Source organism: Lysinibacillus cavernae (assembly GCF_009724685.1).
In the GTDB taxonomy this organism is placed as follows: domain Bacteria; phylum Bacillota; class Bacilli; order Bacillales_A; family Planococcaceae; genus Lysinibacillus; species Lysinibacillus cavernae.
Map to the genome: position 1 here is coordinate 78,980 of NZ_WMEF01000002.1, position 16,897 is coordinate 95,876.

Genomic DNA, 16,897 nt, shown 5'->3' on the forward strand with positions numbered 1-16,897 from the left:
AATGGCGGATTTTTTCGTTAGGCATGACTCATCCATCCTGCAAAAAGTCCAGAGGAGAAGAAGCGCGTACTATTTTTAAAACCTGATTCTCTCAACAATTCTTCAATTTGCTGAGCCGAAATGAAAGAAATATTTAGGATCACTCTGCCCATTTCTTCCACTTTTTCTTTTTTGTATCCAGCATCTAAAAAGAAGCTCTGCCATATTTTGATGCGATCTTGCAGCTCATCACTATCTCGCTCTCCGTAGGCACAAGCGAGAACAAAAGGCTTGCCAGGTTTTAATTGCCTGTGAATATTTTTCAGTAAGTTTAGTTTCTCCTGTCGATCTTCTATGAAATGAAGAACTAGGATACAGCTAGCCGCATCAAATTTCGAGGTTGTTTGTGGCAAGCTAGCTATTGTTCCTTGTATGAAGTGAACGTGGCTTTCTAAATCGTATTGTACGGCTTTATGTTGAGCGATTTGTAGCATATCTTCAGCTGGATCAATCCCCGTGAATGTCCACTTTGGGTTTGTTGGTCCCCATGCGACAAGCTCGTTGCCACCGCCAGCGCCCACAATAAGTAGGGAAGCATCTTGTTCACCTAAAGTAGTGCGAAAATAGGATTGCGTCATGGCGAACAAGTTGTCATAGGCAGGCACAGAGAGTCGAGTGCTTTGCTCATATATTCGTGCCTTCTCCAACAAATGTGTAGGTACTTTATCCATGGTTATGACCTCCAATATTTTAATGTGTATATTACAGACCTTTGTTGTCTGTAATTGAGTATAAATGAAAATAAGAGAAATGACAATGAGTAGATCCTTTGATGTATCATTTAGTTTTTATTGTAAAACATTTAAAAATTAATCTTAAAGATAAATAATTTAATGTTTATCATTAAAAAATATTGAAAATAATGGAACTTTCTTCTATGCTTGTTGTAACAAAGTAACAGGAGGGGAAATAGATGATGATTGAAAGTATGATCAGTGCCGTACTGCAAGTGATGTTATTTTCAGTACTACCTTTTATTTGGTGGTTTTGCACAGCGAAAAAAGAACAATCCTTTCTCACATGGCTAGGATTTCAAAAGCCTATTATTATGGATAAGGGAAGGTTCGCCTTGTTTTTTGTCCTTTCCAGTGTGGTGTTAGTGGTACCAAATACTGCCCTCATCTTGTTCTATATTGATCGCTCCTTAGTAGCAGCAAATCAATTCGCTGGTCTTGGTTTGGCTGGGGTTATACCAGCTCTTTTCTATGCCATTATTCAAACAGGTTTGTCAGAGGAGATTTTGTTTCGTGGCTTTCTATTGAAAAGGTTAGCTAAGTCTTTTGGTTTTCATGTGGGCAATTTACTACAAAGTATCGTTTTTGGCTGTGTACATGGAGCTATGTTATGGTCGGCCCTTCCTGTTCTAGTTATTCTGTTAGTGGTGCTTTCCACAGGGCTTGCAGGTTATGTTATGGGCTGGTTAAATGAGCGGATAGCAGGTGGCTCTATTGTCGCTAGCTGGAGTCTACATAGTATCGTTAATTTAATTGCAGCTAGCTTATTTATGTTTAAATTTTGACTTATTTGCATTTCTTTGTTGGCACTTGCATAATAGGGCAGAGAAGTTTTTTAGGTGAAGGGAAGTGCGAGTATGACAGAATGGCCTAAAGGAGTAGCTAAACCAGCGATTCGGGCATTACATGCGGCAGGCTATACAGAAATAAAACAACTGGAAAAAATAGACCTTTCCACATTAGCTCATCTTCATGGCATGGGACCGAAAGCGTTAGCGGCGATTGAAGAGGCATTAAAGGAAAGTAGGGAACCTGGTGAATAAGCTGACATTATTTTTACTGGCAATGGTTGTCTACTATATTATCGTTGTATTCCTTATTAGCAAGCTGTTTATTATCCCTATTATGAAAGTGATGGCTCTAATCTTCTTTGTGGGGGCGGGCTACATTTTTTCTCGTAAAATGCGCAAGAAATTCCAGTAGGAGGCATTATGAAAATTGTTAAACTAACATTCTTTTATTTAGCTATTATTTGCTTAGCGATGGCACTGTCATTAGCGGGTGTACGCCTATCCATATCACTCGGCATATTTGCTGTGATTGCGATGGCAATGATTTATCGACATATACATATTTTATATCGAACGAACAATATGGGGCTGGTGGATCAATGGATAAAAAATCGTCGAAAAGAGCCCATATTTGCTGCGCTCTATGCTAATGCTTATGGGACGAAAGAGGAACAGATTCATGCTGTCGAAGTCATCATCGAACATTATAAGCAACCAGCCGTAAAATATAATTACCAATTTATTAAGGCAATTATGGAAGAGAATCTTGGCGCGGCAAAAGTCGCGGCAGCGAAAATGGATAAGGAGCCTTTGGCGAGCTATGCACGATGCTACATTGCCGCCCTTGAAGGCCGTACAGCAGAAATGACAAGTGATAAGCTGACACAGCCATGGATGCAACCAGCGATTGAAGCAATATATGCCTCTACATTAAAAGATCAAGCATCATTTCGCCAGTTTGCAGATGCTAGTATTGAACAAGCTCGCGGCATACAGAAATATGGTTTAATACATAATTTCAGACAGATGGAAAAAGATTTGGTCATTAAATGATTGGCACTTTCCTGAGGCTACTTCATACCAATAAATTTGGTATCAGGTAGTCTTTTTTATGAACGACCTTTCAAAGAATAGTTTCGTAGAGCGAATGAGGTGATAGAATGTCTAAAATAGATAATATGATGCAGATTTTATGGATGTTAAATACAGGCAGGAAAATCACTGCGAATGAAATAGCTGAAAAATTAGAGATGAATATAAGGACTGTTTACCGATATATTGACTCTCTTTCTGCTAGTGGCGTGCCGATTATAGCTGAAGCAGGTCATAATGGGGGGTATACGCTGTTAAATAATTTCATTAAAAGTCCTCTTCTTTTTGATGTTGATGAGAAAACGGCATTACTTCAGGCTGCTGTTTTTGCAAAAGAAGCTGGGTATTTTTTAGATGATGCATTAAACCGCGCAACATCAAAGCTAACAATGTTTTCAAATCAAGAGCAAGACATCATGATTAAGCAACATTTAGAAGGCCTTGAAGTAATAAGTCCTGTTGATAAATCCTCTACTGAGCCGATATTGAAAAAATTAGAAGAAAGTATAGTGAACGAAACTTCCGTTGAAATGGAATACCATACAAGTAATGAAGAGCAATCTAAACGTAGGCTTGTTAATCCATATGGCTTGATTTATTGGAATAATAACTGGTATGTTATTGCATTTTGTCAGCTACGGAATGAAATCCGTAGTTTTAGAGTAGGACGAATTACTAGTATGAATCAAACAGCCACTACCTTTAAACGACCACCACTTTTTTCGGCTAGTGATTTTTTTATGAAAAACCTTCTGCCACAAGAAGAGGATAAGGGAAAGCTAACGACTTTAATCATAAGTGGTAGGACAAGTACTTTGGATGACTTATGCCAGCACTGGTTTTTAGGTCATCACTTAAAAGAACGTACTTCAAAGAAAGCAATATTTCTACTAAAGGAAGAAGTAATACATACATATGTTCCTTATTTACTGTTACCCTATGGCAAATCGATTCAAGTAATGGAACCAATAAGTTTTAAGCAAAAAATGATTGACATATTATATGACCTTATTATTTTTTATCAAGATGAAAACTTTACTGACTGAGACTGTCAGTGAAGTTTTTTTATAATAGGGTGTATCGTTTCATTCATTGTAAAAAGGAGGGTTATTATGGATACAAAAAAAGTATATTTTTATGTATTTGATACGATGGCAGACTGGGAGGTGGGCTATTTAATAGCCGAATTAAACTCAGGAAGGTATTTTAAAAAGGGAATTGTACCTTTAGAGGTGATTACGGTAGGGATCGATACAAGTCCTGTTCATACGATGGGAGGAATCAACATACTACCTACTATTTCTATTGAAGAATGTGAATTAAGAAGTGCAGATATTCTTATTCTGCCTGGAGGCAATACATGGCTAGAAGCCATCCATGAACCTATATTGAATAAAGTATCTAATGCTTTAAAAGAAGGAGTTTTGGTTGCTGCGATTTGTGGAGCGACTTTTGGTTTGGCAAAGGTAGGTTTACTCAATGCAAGAAGGCATACAAGCAACAATCTAGACTATTTGAAAATGATTTGTCCTCGTTACCTTGGTGAACAATATTACGAAATGGAGCCTGCCGTAACGGATGGGAATCTAGTTACTGCATCAGGTATAGCCCCGCTTGAATTTGCTATGCATGTATTGAGGGTTTTAGATGTATTTACACCAGCAACATTACATGCGTGGTTCAATCTTTATCAGACGCATGACTCAAACTATTTTTTTGAATTAATGAATTCTCTTAAATAGCGAGCTGTCCTATTGTAATAAGAGCATGTTGTATTTTAACAACATGCTCTTTCGCATAACAAAGAGAATCACTATCGCTTTTTTTCTAACAATATACCTCGTATGATGCTAGCACTGAAGATTCCACATAATATGAAAAGAAATAGGTACGCATGCCATTGCTGTAAAATACGATCGCGTCCTAATGCCACAGTGAGGTCATTGAAAAGGGAGTAGGTAAAATACAATAAAATACTATTTTTTATGAGACAAAAAGTAATGATGCCATTTTGTCGTTGTTTATGTGACAGTGGTGCTTTCTTTTTTCGTATGACAGGATAAGCAGCTTTCATTTCTAAATAGTGTAATAGTAAAAATAACATGAGTGCGATAAAGGGTAAATAAAAAATAGCGATTTTAGGTCCAAGCTGGGCATGATCACTCGTAAAGCTTTGTAGTACAGGTATTGTTGCAGGAAGCTTTTGATATTGGATGACTGTCGCTGTAATGCCAGCTATAAAAATAGTCGCCATTATGACAGTTAACTGGTGACAAAAGCGTGGTGTTGGTGTTTTTTGTTGTGTATGCATCCTTGCCCCTCATTTCCATCATCATTCAAAATAACAATCTGTTATACTGTATCATAGAAAGATTGCTTTTGTGTTAGAGAAAGAAGGATAGTATGGAATATTTATTGTTTTTACTAATTGGCATCATCGGGAATGTGATTGGTACGTTAGTTGGTGGTGGGGGTTTAATTACTTTACCAACCATGATGCTAATGGGGGTACCTGTCCATTCGGCCATTGGCGCTAACAAAGTGTCCAATATGGTGAGTGCCTTTTCTAGCTTTTATTCGATTTATAAACGAAAAGAAATAGCTTGGGCAGAAATGCGTGCTGTCTTACTGGTATCCTTGATTGGAGGTACATTTGGGGGGCTTTTCGCTTCGTTGATGAGTAGTCAATCATTGACGTTTATAGCCATTATATTATTGGGCTTTGCTCTTGTTATGTCCTTTATGGGTGGGGCTGACTTTGGTGACAATGAGCGTTTTACTATGAATCGAATAAACGGTCCAATCCTTCTTGGAGTTGGCTTTTATGATGGTATGTTTGGCCCTGGCAGTAGTACATTGGCGCTTTATACATATGCCCATGAGAAGATTTCCTATATTAAAGCGGTGGGGCTATCAAGAGTAGGCGTATTTGCCATGTGTTCGGGAGCAGCGATTACGTATATTGCTACGGGGAAAATTGAATGGCCGTTAACGCTTATTTTAATGGTCGGCTCTACGATTGGTGCACAAATTGGCATCGTCCTAGCGAGAAAAGTGAATGCCAAGCAAGTGAAGCTTTTACTACGTATTGTCACGATTGTCCTCATCGTACAGCTTGTCTATGATTTTATCCACCAGCTCTAGGAGGCGATTGTCCTGTTTGAAGTTACACCATACCCAACCTTTTCGTGGTCGTTATCGCGTCATAAAACGCTAACAAGCTGCGCCCGTAAATATGGCTATGAATACTATTTTTCACATAATGGATGGCTCAGCTATAATGTGGAGCCCTATCACCAGTATGTTTATCGCTTAAAAAAGTTACAGTCTATGCCTATTTTATTTGGGCAAATTGTCCACCGATTTATTGAGCAAGCGATTAATGATTATATACAAACTGGTAAGATGCCTACAGTAGAGGAGCTAATTCATTGGGCACGAGGGCAGCTGAATGCAGCTTTTATTGACTCTACACGCCACCTCGAATTGTGGAGACAAAAGCCTAATAAATACTATATGATGCAGGAAATTTACTATAATGGCACACTTGCTCCTGAACTTGTACAGGACTATAAAGAGCGTTTACGGTTAGTCTTTGAGCATTTTTTAATGAGTGAAACATTCCAGCAAATTACTGCACAAAAAGGCTCACTCCGTATCGGAGAACCAGAACAATTCCGCTCCATGAAAATCGATGGCATTCAAGTGTTTGTCGTCATGGACTTTCATTATTATGATGACTTGGCGGATAAATGGGTCATTGTTGACTGGAAGACAGGTGGGGAATCTGATGATGACCGCCAGCAATTAGCGCTCTATGCCTACTATGTTCAGCAAAAATATCGTGTATCATTGGAGCAAATCGAGGTCTATAACGAATATTTATTAACAGGAAAACGCAAGAAATATGTTTTTACCGACTTCGATATGAATACTATTTTGCATACGTTTCAGCGCAGTATAATAGAAATGAAAAAGTACCAAGCAGACATTTTCTCCAATGAGCCCGTAGACCTCGAAGACTTTGAACAAACCCAAGTAAAATGGCATTGTCGTGGCTGTAATTTTCGAGAATTGTGTGAGCACATTTTAGAGAGAAAATGAAGAGAGTGACTAATTTCACTCAGATTTGACTGTGGTATGTAAGGAAGAATAAAAGGTGGTGCTTCTTACTAATAAAAGAAGACCACCTTTTATAGGCGATTTCTAGTTTAATTTTCTTAACTGAACAATATGCCAATAGGTAAAGCATCTCCATACCCATTCTACTGGACCGTAGTTGAAAAATTTTAACCACACATTGCTCATAATTATTTGAATGACCCATGTGAAAATACACAAACCATAAATGATGATTGATGGAGAAAAATGATGAATGAACATCGGTAGAATAAATATTCCTACTACTGTTTGACCTAAATAATTGCTCATGGCCATTCTTCCATAAGCTTGTAATGGGTAAAGAATAGCACGACCATTTTTGTTCTTTAACAACAATAAGATTAACAGAATGTAAGTTAGCATTAATGGCAATTGCGATATTATTAATAAAATATGGGCTGGCTTATGGTCAGTTATCATGAACTGCGCAGTAACGGAAATAACAGAAATACTCCCAAAAACGATTAGCAACCATTTATGAAGGGGTGGACGAGTTTGGAGTTTTGAAAGAGCATCCATTTTCATTAAAGTGAAGCCTTCTATGAAATAGACTAAAAATGATGTTAAAGCAGTGATTAGTAATAGGGCATCTAATGTAGGAGGCATATTTGTCTTTCCACCATACAACCAATCATAGGCAGAAACATTAACTAGTATGCCTATCATATGCAAACTAAAAGTGATGATAAACAAAGCTTTAGAAGGGATTTTATGCAAAGCAAATAGTACTAATCCGACCAAAGCATAAGGTAGCAATACGTCTCCACCCCAAACTTGAGCATGAAGCAATCCTATCACCGCTAATACAACCATCCGGCGAATAAAAAGCAGGGATGGTTTTCCATTATGATTGGCACGCTTTATGAAAATAGCTGCGCCAGCTCCAAATAAAAGGGAAAATATAGCATAGAACTTTCCGGTGACTAAAATATCAATCCAATTACCAGTAGGTAAGAGGGTACTGTCGATACCTGCCCTTTGTATAAAATTAAATATATTTACTAAGAAAATACCTATTAAGGCAAATCCTCTAATTATATCAAGCTCATATATTCTATTTTGCCTGAATGATTGTTCTTTCTGTGAATTCATTTGTTAAGCCCCTTTCTGCATGTGTTATCATAAATTTTTAACATTACACCTATTTTACTTAAACCTTACATAATCCTTAAAACCATAATTGTTAGAAAGAAAAAGACCACTCCATTAGTGAAGTGAATTCAAACAGTGGTCACAGTAATAGTTTTTGATACATAAAGGTAATATGGGGAGAAAATAAAGATTTTGATGTTACTTGAAACATTGTGAAAGGGTGATTTAAGTATCAAGTTGATATCTTTTCTAATGAGCCCACTTCGTGCAAACGCAAGAAAAATGGTATTGTCGTAGCTGAATTTTTAGAGATTTGTGTGAGCAGAAATGAGTTGAAAAATGATGGATTATTTTGAACGTGTAATAAGGCTGAAAGATATGGAAGTATGGGATATTCGATTTGGGAAAGCTATTTATCGCATGTTTATTCTAGATGAAAACCGAGCTACTGAAAGCAAGGATTTGAATTTATCTCCAAACGAGCAAGTATTTGAGGAAGATTTAAGAGAGAATTTAATTACCGTTAAAGTTTACTCTGAACAACCTGTGAAAGCAGCGCATATCACGTTAATTGATCAGTTTTCTAAGCAACTAACGGATCATGTGGCATTAGCCCATTGTGACGTAGTTCTTACATTTTATACTGGCAAAATTGATGATGCATTGAAGGAGATTTTTAAGGCTATTTATCAGTTAGAGTTTGAACAATTACCCTTACAGCATCTGTCACATTTTAACCAAGATTTTATCAACATTACCCCACCATAAATTGCACCAATTGTTCGCTAGTAATGAAGCAGGAGATCAAAAGAGACGATTTAGTCGAAATGATCAACTGCTTCATTTTTTATATGAAATGTTAGCATAAAGTCGAGTAAATCATCATATATAAGAAAAGCATCATATAAAGAACGTATCATACCTTACGAGGGGGTTGGATATGGATAAACAAATGTCAATGTTTGATCTTGTGGAACGACCAATGAAAAAGCCAACTGAAGATTTTAATAAAACGGTTGATAAGAAGAATGTCGTGACACCCCGAAAGATAGGGTATATTGTGCAAAGGTAATGCTCATACATTCTTACTCAGTGTGGATTTATCAATTTATGCTTAAGCTGAATTTGCATTTTTGATCAATTTGTATTAAATTGTAGTAAGCTATTGATTGTTTTTAGAGAGGAGGCGAAAAGCCATGGAAACTGTTTTCAGAAGAACCGCCATTGAAGTAAAAACATTTTTACAAATAGAAGATGTATGCTCAAAGGGACCAGTCTGTGATTTTTTAAGAAAACACCATATTGAACTCAGTAACCGGAAGCTTTTTGCCTTTGTATATCATTCGTGAAAAATGCATTGTGAAACGATACAAAGAAATTTCTAGACGCCGGTTTGATGGCGTCTTTTTTGTTGTGATTGAATATTGAAAGGGTGAGACTATTGCTGAAAAAATTAAGGCAATTTAGGAATGTTTCAGTGTGCCAATCGCTTCTAATTTAGCAAAATAATTAGAAGCGAGGAATTCTAACATGAAAAAACAAATAATTTTTACACCATCATTTCTTTTTCTATTTATAAGTAATTTTTTAATTTTTATTGGATTTGAAATGTTACTACCTATCTTACCAGCCTATTTATTAAGCATAAACGCTTCGCCTATTCAAGTAGGTTTAGTGACAACGGTATTTACGATAGGTGCAATTATCATTAGACCTTTTGTAGGGTACTATTTGATTGATAATAAGAGAAAAAATCTAGCTATAGGTGCAAGTGTTACTTTATTGATGATTACAATGTTGTATCCTTTTCTTAGCACGATTTGGTTGTTCCTATTATTACGATTTTTCCATGGAGCTGTGTGGGGAGTGTCAACTACAGCTAATAGTACAATGGCTGTAGATATCATTCCAAAAGCTAGATTAGGAGAAGGAATAGGGTATTTTTCTATTTCAACAACAGTCGGAGCTATCGTTGCACCAAGTCTAGGTATCCTTATCTATAGTTCATTTTCCTTTCATGCGTTAATCAGCTCATCCGTATTTCTGTGCTTACTAGCAGTAATAACGCTTCAATTTGTAGGTTCATCAGCTCCTACTAAATACGAGAAGCAGCCATTTCGATTTATCGAAGCCATTTTTGAAAAAGATGTATGGTTTCAGGCATTATTAACTGTTATTACGACGCTAGGCTTTGGAGCTATCATTACCTTCTTGGTTCTGTATGGAGAACAAAAGGGATTAGCACATATTTTTCTATTCTTTCTTATCAATGCGATTGTTTCTACTTTACTACGACCATTTACCGGAAAATGGTTTGATCAGAATGGACCTTGGTCTATTATCATTGTGTCCGCGATATTAGGGTTTTTATCACTTATCGTGCTATCCTATACGTCAAATAATTTGAGTCTTATTTGTGCAGCGATTTTATTCGGTGCAGGTTATGGAACCGTTATGCCATGTTTACAAACATGGACTGTTCAAAAAGTAAGTGAGGCAAAAAGTGGTGCGGCTAATGCAACTTTCCTTTCTAGTTTTGATGTTGGTATTGGTATTAGCGCATTTGTATTAGGGATTTTAGCAGAATGGATTAGTTTAGAAATGATTTTCCGCCTTGTTAGTCTAAGTTTTATTATGGTAGCCGTGTTAGTGTACAAAGATTATTTGAATAACAAGAAAATCGATCATTAGTACGATCAAAAATGAAAGGACCAGTCTCAACTAAACTTGAGTGCTTGGTCCTTTTACTATTAGTAGATTGCTAATGATAAAAAATAAAGCAAGTATTTGACAGGGGATTTGGATTAGGAAACAGAAACTAACTATGTTGCACTATTTTTTACATGAAAAGATGGGGGAGGCGAGTGTTATGAAAATTGCGAAGGGTGTCGAAATGCTTGAACTGAACTATCAAGGGTTTATTATTCATCCAATGTTGTTATGGGATCAGGATATGGCGGTATTGATTGACGCAGGTTTTCCAGGGCAAATGGAAGATTTGCGTGAGGCCATGGCACAGGTAGGTGTGTCATTGGAGCAGCTCAAGGCGATAATACTAACGCATCAGGATGTCGATCATATTGGTTGTCTTCCTGATTTATTGCAGGCGTGTGGACACCATGTTCAAGTATATGCACACGCGCTTGATAAGCCTTATATTCAAGGGGAATTCCCGCTATTGAAAGACGGCCATTTAAAGAACCCACCAAAGGGCAGGGTGGATGTGACTGTGAGCGATGGTGAAGAATTACCGTTTTGCGGTGGAATTCGGGTTATTCATACACCAGGGCATACACCAGGTCATATCAGCCTCTATTTGACGCAAAGTAAAACATTAATTGCGGGTGACTCAATGTATAGTGTGGCTAGCAACATTGAAGGCATCCACGAACCAACCGCTTTGAATTTGGAAGAAGCTCGACTTTCTATAACAAAGTACCAAAATCTCGAACTTGAAGCGGTTGTTTGCTATCACGGTGGATTAAGTAGGGGAGATGTCCTTCATCAAATTCATCAAATCCTGTCATAACGAAAAGACCACTCAAATGGGTGGTCTCTACCTGTAATTATTCTGCAATCGTCTCTTGGAATGTTTTGCGACCAGGGCTTACTTTATTAATATGAATATCGATTTTGCTGATGGAGTCTTTGGTTAACGGAATTTTGCCATCCTTCTCAAGCTTTTTCCATACCTTTACATGATCGCGATAAAGGTATTCTGATAATCGAAAGACATCCGCGTCCAACTTCAATCCCTCCTCAAAGGTATCCATAATTTCTTTTTTGACTGCCTCTTCTACTTTTTTTCTTACTTGATCCGGCGTGAGCTTGCCTTTAAAGCCATTTAACACTGTGTTAAATTTTAAGTATACTTCAAATTTAACTTGGCTATTATTTACGATTGGTTTGACATCGACATCTAACTTTTTTATATCAACTGTTAAGTAATCACTTTTCTCATTATTTTCTAGTTGAACTGTTATTTCACCTTGCTGTGTTTCATCATTCATCCACTCTATACCACGAGCGGCATTTCCTTTGATATAGCCCTTAAAACTATCTTTTGAGAGCATACCGACACCTGCAAAAACGGTTTCAGTTTTGGGTCCATCCATTGTCTCCCAGTTTTCATTGACGGTCACTAGAGGTATTTTCATTTCATGGTTCGGTTCATTTAAGCCAATGACTAGCTGTCTCAAATTAACAGGCTCTACAAATGACTCCTGCTTAGCTGTGTTTTTAGGATTACTTAACTTAGTGGCAGTTGGTGATTTTTCCAATAGTGGAGAAACTAATAAAACATCCTCAATCGGGTCTTGCGTACAGTAGACCCAAATATGATATCTAGTCTCTCGAAAGCGTAAAAAAGTATCGATTACTGCAATCGCATGCTCATCTTGCATGGCACTCTCTGAGAAAAGAAGAAAGGTCATATGTCCCCAGAATACTTCTTGGTCCATTGAACGATATAATTTGAATACGGCTTCTTCAATTGTTTTTCCCTTCGCTTGACCAATTTCGGTAGGGTCAGCTTGTGGGTTAGCTTGTTCAGTTTTCGCTACGTTGGCAAAGTTGATAATTTGTAAGTATACTGTATATTCATTATCCTTGTAATCAACCCCAACACCTTGCACATAATACATTCGTTGTGGCTCTGTGACATCCCAACAACCTGACATGAGTAGTGTTGTTGTAAGCATTAATATACCAAGCACTATATTTTTTTGGCTCATATGTCTCCCTACTTTTTGAAGTTCGTGTATAGTAGTTTGGACAAGAACGAAGTGTATTATAAGTAGAGTTCGATTGAGGGATTAGTATGTAGTGAATTGAATAGGAAAGTGCCGCCCACAGCCAAAGTGACATGGGGACAGCACGAGTTGATTTAGTGGAAATATTTTTCGACGCGTTGAACGACTTCGTTTGCCGATAGCCCATCCGCATCAATAACAGGACCTTCCATGATTGGATCACTAATTCCCATCACATCTCGGTCCTGACCTGTAATAATACAAGCATCACATTTTTTTGCATCCTCTTCATTGCGAAGCTGGATTACTTCATAGCCCTTTGCTTTTAAAGCATCCTCGATATTAGATAATGATTGTTCAACACCAATAATTCTAGACATTCTGTCCACCTCCTACAAATAATGTGCCATTACAGGTTGCTCATTATTCATATTATTTTTAAGTGAAGGTGAATAATTTCCTAAAATTATTGACAACATGATCTAACGATATGTTCTTAATAGTGGCTGTGTACTACATCTAAAGGAACCTCCGAAACTTCGAGAGATGTTAAAATTTACATATTCGACAGTGATACCTCTTTGTTCTAATTGGTCACCAATCCATTTAAATTCTTCATCTGTAATGTAGACATGTTCATTGACTGGTAAACCGTTTGTAGCTAATCGTGCGGCATCTTCTAAGGAAACGTGAATTTTGTCCCAATCCTTTAGTTGTTCAGGTATGCCGTTTACAAGTGCTTCTTCACATACAATCATAAGACCTTCTCTTACCAAACTTAGCGCACAATCCAAATGGAGAATGGTCGGATGAAGCGGTACTTCTACAACTATATAATCGACGTTGCTTGCTAAGTTACGAAGCCACTGAACACCATTTTTATTCGAAGCTAGTCCTGAATTACCAACGAAAATAGTTTTATCTAGGACTAACACATCGCCACCCTCTAAAAATGGACCAGCTTCACAATCCTGTCCTTCGCCAATATCAGGCTTTGGTATCGAGACATAGAAACATTGATTTTCGTTTGCTTCCTGTGCCAATATATTACGCACTGGTAAGATTTCGTTGCGTCGATGTGGAAAGCGAAGTGAGCCTTCGATTAAAAAGTGGCCAATTGTGAAAAAGGGATCTCGGACAAAGAAATTACTATAGCCATCTTCTTTCCCTAACTCTTTTTCATAGTTTGTTAAAAGTCTTGGCACTTGTACTTCAACACCATACTTTTCTAACACTTTCTTTAAATTCGCCCTTTCCAATTCCCATTGCTGTTGTCTTTCTGGGAAAACTTCTTTGAAATTTTTACCAAGTGTATTGGCACCTTCATAAAGTGCTAACGTTTCTTCTGTTAAAAAATCATCATCTGTTTGATCCTCTGTAGCGGGGAAAGCAAATTCTGATTGAGCCATAACAACTCTTTTTAAAGGAGCAAACTCACTTTGAACAAAAATATTACGCATAGTACTTCCTCCTGTTGTATGATTTAGAGAAAAATAGTAGTATATTTTCCTTCGTTGTTACCTTATGCTAAGGTATATAGTAAGTACATAGTCAAGAAAGGGTTGTAAGGTGGTGAAAAGATGGGCATTGCAGAAGTGTTGACCACTGTCTTTGTCGTATTGAAGTTAACGGATGTCATTACATGGTCGTGGTGGCTTGTGTTATTACCAGCCATTATCTCATTTAGTTTTTACGCAATTATTTTAGTGGTGAAGCTCGTCACGGTATTGATTGCTGTGGTAGCAGTGAAAAAACGAGAAAAGAGGGCGGGTCTATGATTAAAGTAAGGCACTTTCATTTTGAAAGCGAGATTGTTCTGTACAATAAACATCACACCGTAAAGCATGAATCAAGGTCTTGAAAACGGTAATTGGCAGGGGGATAAATTAAATTGCACTTTAAAAACGATATACCAACATTTTGATTAATTGGTCCACTCAATGTTCGTGAGGTATGAAAATAGCCACCTCCAGAAAGGAAGTGGCTGCACGCACTCTTAAACTAAAGCACTTCGTTAATTGAAAAGGTGCCCTTATAAATTGCGAAAAAAGAACTCAAAGTTCTTGGCTATTCGTAAAAAGTAGTGGCTTGTTTTTTATTAATTTACTAAAAGTGTTCATTGAATGTATATTTTCTTACCATCATCGCACTTAATATTTTGTGCCGTTTCTCTGTTGCACCATATCTTTTCTTAGATAGAGTCAAGCCAAGAATGACCAGTTGGAAATTGTCTTTTCAAAGCCATTTTTAGCCAATCCTTTTGTTCAGGCAGTAAATAAGGAAGTATTGTTTGAAAATCTTTCGTATCTTTTTCTCTAATGTTAGAACTTCCACCTTTATAAAGGAGTTGAATCTCAGGTCTCAGGTAAGGTATTTTTTCATATGTTCTTAAAAATATATCCTCTATATCTCGTCGAATCGTTTTTTCTCTCCTGTATATCCAGTTTTGTTCCTCTATATCTACTAACATAATCTGAAAAGCCCAGGGAGAGTTACTGCCTTTGCTAATCCAAATGTCATTGGTAGTTTCTAAAAATTCACCTTCTTGCCAAAGAGCAAGTTTCCCACTTTCTGCTTTGTATAACATCCAATCATCCGACAAATGGCGATAAGTTGTTAATTGTTCATCTCGAAGTATTATTACATCTATATCTTTATGTACTCTGGATTGTTTCCCTAAATGTAAATCTAAAGCCCATCCCCCTGCAATACCCCATTTAATCGGAATAGTGGAAAAGAGATTATTAATTTCAGTTACGGTGATTGGTTCCCAGTTATCTATGTCTGTTCTCAAAAAAATATCCTCCTAAACAATCAAATTGGCATTATTATTGACGCTATTCCCAATGATTGCATTTATTTCAAACTATTAATCTTTACTATATCCTAGCAAACTTAATTTTAAATCTTTATTAATCGTAATTGTTTATTCAAAACCTTTTATTTATTTTATACAGTTCTATAAATACAGGTGACTCTTCTATAGCTGTGCTCCTCAGAAAAATTATATAAAACAATTTATCATGGCATTATCAAAAGGGGATATTCATGGAGTAACCCATTTGTTATCTAATGATGTTCTATTTGCTGCGGATGGAGGGGGTAATGTTAGAACGGCAATGGAGGGAGGGAGAGAGCGAGTCAAAGAAGTTTTTCTTTGGAAAAAGTGCTACTGTAGCTATAGTAAATAATCAATATGGCATAGTAGCCACTGAAAATAAAAAAATAACAGGCGTTTTTTGTTTTGACTGGCATTCTTCAACCCAAACGATTAAAAAAATTTTCTATATAGTAGATCCAAATAAGTTGAAATATCATCCTTTTTAAGGGTGCGTTGGTATACGGATTGCTCTTTTTTAAGAGCTGTCCGTATTTTTTTGAACCAACCTACACGTTTCTATCCCTACCGCACGATTATTTGATTAGTTCATAGGTTTTCACAGCAGGAGGAACAAAGCTTTCACACTTATCTACTAGTGCTGATGCGTCTTCATCGACAATGAGTGCCTCACGATATTGTGCTTTTAAAAATTGTTCATGCTGCATATGGTCAAAAAATGAAATTAATAAATCAAAATAGCGTTCAATATTGAAAATAGCGCAAGGTTTTTGATGAAGGCCGATTTGATTCCAAGTAAATACTTCAAAAAATTCTTCTAATGTACCAGGACCACCAGGGAGCGCGATAAAGCCATCTGCTAGTTCCATCATTTTACTTTTACGTTCATGCATTGTGTTCACAACGATTAGCTCTGATAACTGCTGATGAGCAATTTCGCGTTCTTCTAATAATGTCGGAATCACCCCAATGACCTTTCCACCTTCTTGCAGAACCGTATTCGCTACTGTAGCCATGATGCCAACACTAGCACCACCATAAATGAGGGTAATTTGACGCTTTGCTAATTCTTTACCTAATTGAATCGCACCTTCGCGATATGCGTCCGAAGCGCCGATACTTGATCCACAAAATACTGCAATACTTTTCATAGTTGATTCCTCCATATCTAGTCAAATACTATTATCTTGATTCAGCAAATGTTTTTGTACCGAAAGTGAAGGGCTAGACTCCACTATCGATGGGAAACGAACGTCAGCTGAAAGAGGGGAACATCATTAAAATGCGCCACGTTCTATGGCAATGACGGTGTAACAAACATCATGTTGCCCCAAAGCCCCGAAGGATGTCACTAGGAGCTTTTCGAGCCAGCTCGAAAAAACTGGACTCCATGACGCC

23 protein-coding genes are annotated in these 16,897 nt (G+C 37.2%); 15 read left to right on the plus strand and 8 right to left on the minus strand.

What is annotated here, in order from left to right:
* Positions 1 to 17: 17 nt before the first annotated feature.
* A complete protein-coding gene (locus GJU32_RS04715) occupies positions 18 to 710 on the minus strand; it encodes a class I SAM-dependent methyltransferase (protein ID WP_155590800.1) in 693 nt (230 codons plus the stop codon).
* A gap of 242 nt (positions 711 to 952) precedes the next feature.
* On the opposite strand from GJU32_RS04715, the gene GJU32_RS04720 reads away from it, so the two are divergent.
* The 6 genes from GJU32_RS04720 (at position 953) to GJU32_RS04740 (ending at position 4,398) form a co-directional block, all read left to right on the plus strand.
* Positions 953 to 1,558, plus strand: coding sequence for a CPBP family intramembrane glutamic endopeptidase (locus GJU32_RS04720; RefSeq protein ID WP_230874935.1), 606 nt, complete (start codon positions 953 to 955; stop codon positions 1,556 to 1,558).
* A 72-nt stretch (positions 1,559 to 1,630) separates the two neighbouring features.
* A complete protein-coding gene (locus GJU32_RS04725) occupies positions 1,631 to 1,816 on the plus strand; it encodes a helix-hairpin-helix domain-containing protein (protein ID WP_155590801.1) in 186 nt (61 codons plus the stop codon).
* A complete protein-coding gene (locus GJU32_RS23045) occupies positions 1,809 to 1,976 on the plus strand; it encodes a hypothetical protein (RefSeq protein ID WP_196426593.1) in 168 nt (55 codons plus the stop codon). Before GJU32_RS04725 ends, GJU32_RS23045 begins: the two co-directional genes overlap by 8 nt.
* 8 nt (positions 1,977 to 1,984) lie before the next feature.
* Entirely contained in the window at positions 1,985 to 2,617 is a 633-nt protein-coding gene (locus GJU32_RS04730) for a hypothetical protein (protein ID WP_155590802.1), read from the plus strand.
* A gap of 107 nt (positions 2,618 to 2,724) precedes the next feature.
* Positions 2,725 to 3,702 carry a helix-turn-helix transcriptional regulator gene (locus tag GJU32_RS04735; RefSeq protein WP_155590803.1) on the plus strand — a complete coding sequence of 326 codons (978 nt, stop codon included), beginning with the start codon at positions 2,725 to 2,727 and terminating at the stop codon, positions 3,700 to 3,702.
* 66 nt (positions 3,703 to 3,768) lie between these two features.
* Complete coding sequence (locus GJU32_RS04740; RefSeq protein ID WP_155590804.1) at positions 3,769 to 4,398, plus strand: type 1 glutamine amidotransferase family protein; 630 nt, start codon at positions 3,769 to 3,771, stop codon at positions 4,396 to 4,398.
* Between the two features lie 71 nt (positions 4,399 to 4,469).
* On the opposite strand, the gene GJU32_RS04745 is transcribed toward GJU32_RS04740, so the two are convergent.
* Complete coding sequence (locus GJU32_RS04745) at positions 4,470 to 4,967, minus strand: DUF1648 domain-containing protein (protein ID WP_155590805.1); 498 nt, start codon at positions 4,965 to 4,967, stop codon at positions 4,470 to 4,472.
* 92 nt (positions 4,968 to 5,059) lie between these two features.
* Here GJU32_RS04745 and GJU32_RS04750 point away from each other — a divergent pair, with 92 nt between their 5' ends.
* Together GJU32_RS04750 and GJU32_RS04755 are read left to right on the plus strand one after the other, a co-directional pair.
* On the plus strand, positions 5,060 to 5,800 hold the full coding sequence (locus GJU32_RS04750; protein ID WP_155590806.1) for a sulfite exporter TauE/SafE family protein: 741 nt from the start codon (positions 5,060 to 5,062) through the stop codon (positions 5,798 to 5,800).
* Positions 5,801 to 5,812: 12 nt separating this feature from the next.
* Complete coding sequence (locus GJU32_RS04755; RefSeq protein WP_155590807.1) at positions 5,813 to 6,760, plus strand: PD-(D/E)XK nuclease family protein; 948 nt, start codon at positions 5,813 to 5,815, stop codon at positions 6,758 to 6,760.
* Positions 6,761 to 6,862: 102 nt separating this feature from the next.
* Here the strand turns inward: GJU32_RS04755 and GJU32_RS04760 are convergent, their stop codons facing one another.
* Complete coding sequence (locus GJU32_RS04760) at positions 6,863 to 7,909, minus strand: DUF418 domain-containing protein (RefSeq protein ID WP_155590808.1); 1,047 nt, start codon at positions 7,907 to 7,909, stop codon at positions 6,863 to 6,865.
* Positions 7,910 to 8,251: 342 nt separating this feature from the next.
* Here GJU32_RS04760 and GJU32_RS04765 point away from each other — a divergent pair, with 342 nt between their 5' ends.
* The 5 genes from GJU32_RS04765 to GJU32_RS04775 all read left to right on the plus strand — a co-directional run bounded on the left by GJU32_RS04765 (position 8,252) and on the right by GJU32_RS04775 (position 11,438).
* A complete protein-coding gene (locus GJU32_RS04765; protein WP_230874936.1) occupies positions 8,252 to 8,677 on the plus strand; it encodes a hypothetical protein in 426 nt (141 codons plus the stop codon).
* Between the two features lie 172 nt (positions 8,678 to 8,849).
* Positions 8,850 to 8,981: a hypothetical protein gene (locus GJU32_RS23540; protein ID WP_274381802.1), complete on the plus strand. Its 132-nt coding sequence runs from the start codon at positions 8,850 to 8,852 to the stop codon at positions 8,979 to 8,981.
* Positions 8,982 to 9,105: 124 nt separating this feature from the next.
* Complete coding sequence (locus GJU32_RS23050) at positions 9,106 to 9,258, plus strand: hypothetical protein (RefSeq protein WP_196426594.1); 153 nt, start codon at positions 9,106 to 9,108, stop codon at positions 9,256 to 9,258.
* A 181-nt stretch (positions 9,259 to 9,439) separates the two neighbouring features.
* Positions 9,440 to 10,600: an MFS transporter gene (locus GJU32_RS04770; RefSeq protein WP_155590810.1), complete on the plus strand. Its 1,161-nt coding sequence runs from the start codon at positions 9,440 to 9,442 to the stop codon at positions 10,598 to 10,600.
* A gap of 178 nt (positions 10,601 to 10,778) precedes the next feature.
* On the plus strand, positions 10,779 to 11,438 hold the full coding sequence (locus GJU32_RS04775; RefSeq protein WP_155591338.1) for an MBL fold metallo-hydrolase: 660 nt from the start codon (positions 10,779 to 10,781) through the stop codon (positions 11,436 to 11,438).
* Positions 11,439 to 11,475: 37 nt separating this feature from the next.
* On the opposite strand, the gene GJU32_RS04780 is transcribed toward GJU32_RS04775, so the two are convergent.
* The 3 genes from GJU32_RS04780 to GJU32_RS04790 all read right to left on the minus strand — a co-directional run bounded on the left by GJU32_RS04780 (position 11,476) and on the right by GJU32_RS04790 (position 14,120).
* Positions 11,476 to 12,642: a Ger(x)C family spore germination protein gene (locus GJU32_RS04780; protein ID WP_155590811.1), complete on the minus strand. Its 1,167-nt coding sequence runs from the start codon at positions 12,640 to 12,642 to the stop codon at positions 11,476 to 11,478.
* A gap of 152 nt (positions 12,643 to 12,794) precedes the next feature.
* Positions 12,795 to 13,040: a YkuS family protein gene (locus tag GJU32_RS04785; RefSeq protein WP_155590812.1), complete on the minus strand. Its 246-nt coding sequence runs from the start codon at positions 13,038 to 13,040 to the stop codon at positions 12,795 to 12,797.
* Between the two features lie 102 nt (positions 13,041 to 13,142).
* Positions 13,143 to 14,120: a dimethylarginine dimethylaminohydrolase family protein gene (locus GJU32_RS04790; RefSeq protein ID WP_155590813.1), complete on the minus strand. Its 978-nt coding sequence runs from the start codon at positions 14,118 to 14,120 to the stop codon at positions 13,143 to 13,145.
* A gap of 120 nt (positions 14,121 to 14,240) precedes the next feature.
* Here GJU32_RS04790 and GJU32_RS04795 point away from each other — a divergent pair, with 120 nt between their 5' ends.
* On the plus strand, positions 14,241 to 14,438 hold the full coding sequence (locus tag GJU32_RS04795) for a transmembrane Fragile-X-F protein (RefSeq protein ID WP_155590814.1): 198 nt from the start codon (positions 14,241 to 14,243) through the stop codon (positions 14,436 to 14,438).
* A gap of 413 nt (positions 14,439 to 14,851) precedes the next feature.
* Here the strand turns inward: GJU32_RS04795 and GJU32_RS04800 are convergent, their stop codons facing one another.
* Positions 14,852 to 15,454, minus strand: a complete 603-nt coding sequence (locus tag GJU32_RS04800; RefSeq protein WP_155590815.1) for a nucleotidyltransferase domain-containing protein — start codon at positions 15,452 to 15,454, stop codon at positions 14,852 to 14,854.
* A 311-nt stretch (positions 15,455 to 15,765) separates the two neighbouring features.
* On the opposite strand from GJU32_RS04800, the gene GJU32_RS04805 reads away from it, so the two are divergent.
* Positions 15,766 to 15,987, plus strand: a complete 222-nt coding sequence (locus GJU32_RS04805; protein ID WP_155590816.1) for a hypothetical protein — start codon at positions 15,766 to 15,768, stop codon at positions 15,985 to 15,987.
* Between the two features lie 87 nt (positions 15,988 to 16,074).
* Here the strand turns inward: GJU32_RS04805 and GJU32_RS04810 are convergent, their stop codons facing one another.
* Complete coding sequence (locus GJU32_RS04810; protein WP_155590817.1) at positions 16,075 to 16,650, minus strand: LOG family protein; 576 nt, start codon at positions 16,648 to 16,650, stop codon at positions 16,075 to 16,077.
* Between the last annotated feature and the right edge of the window lie 247 nt (positions 16,651 to 16,897).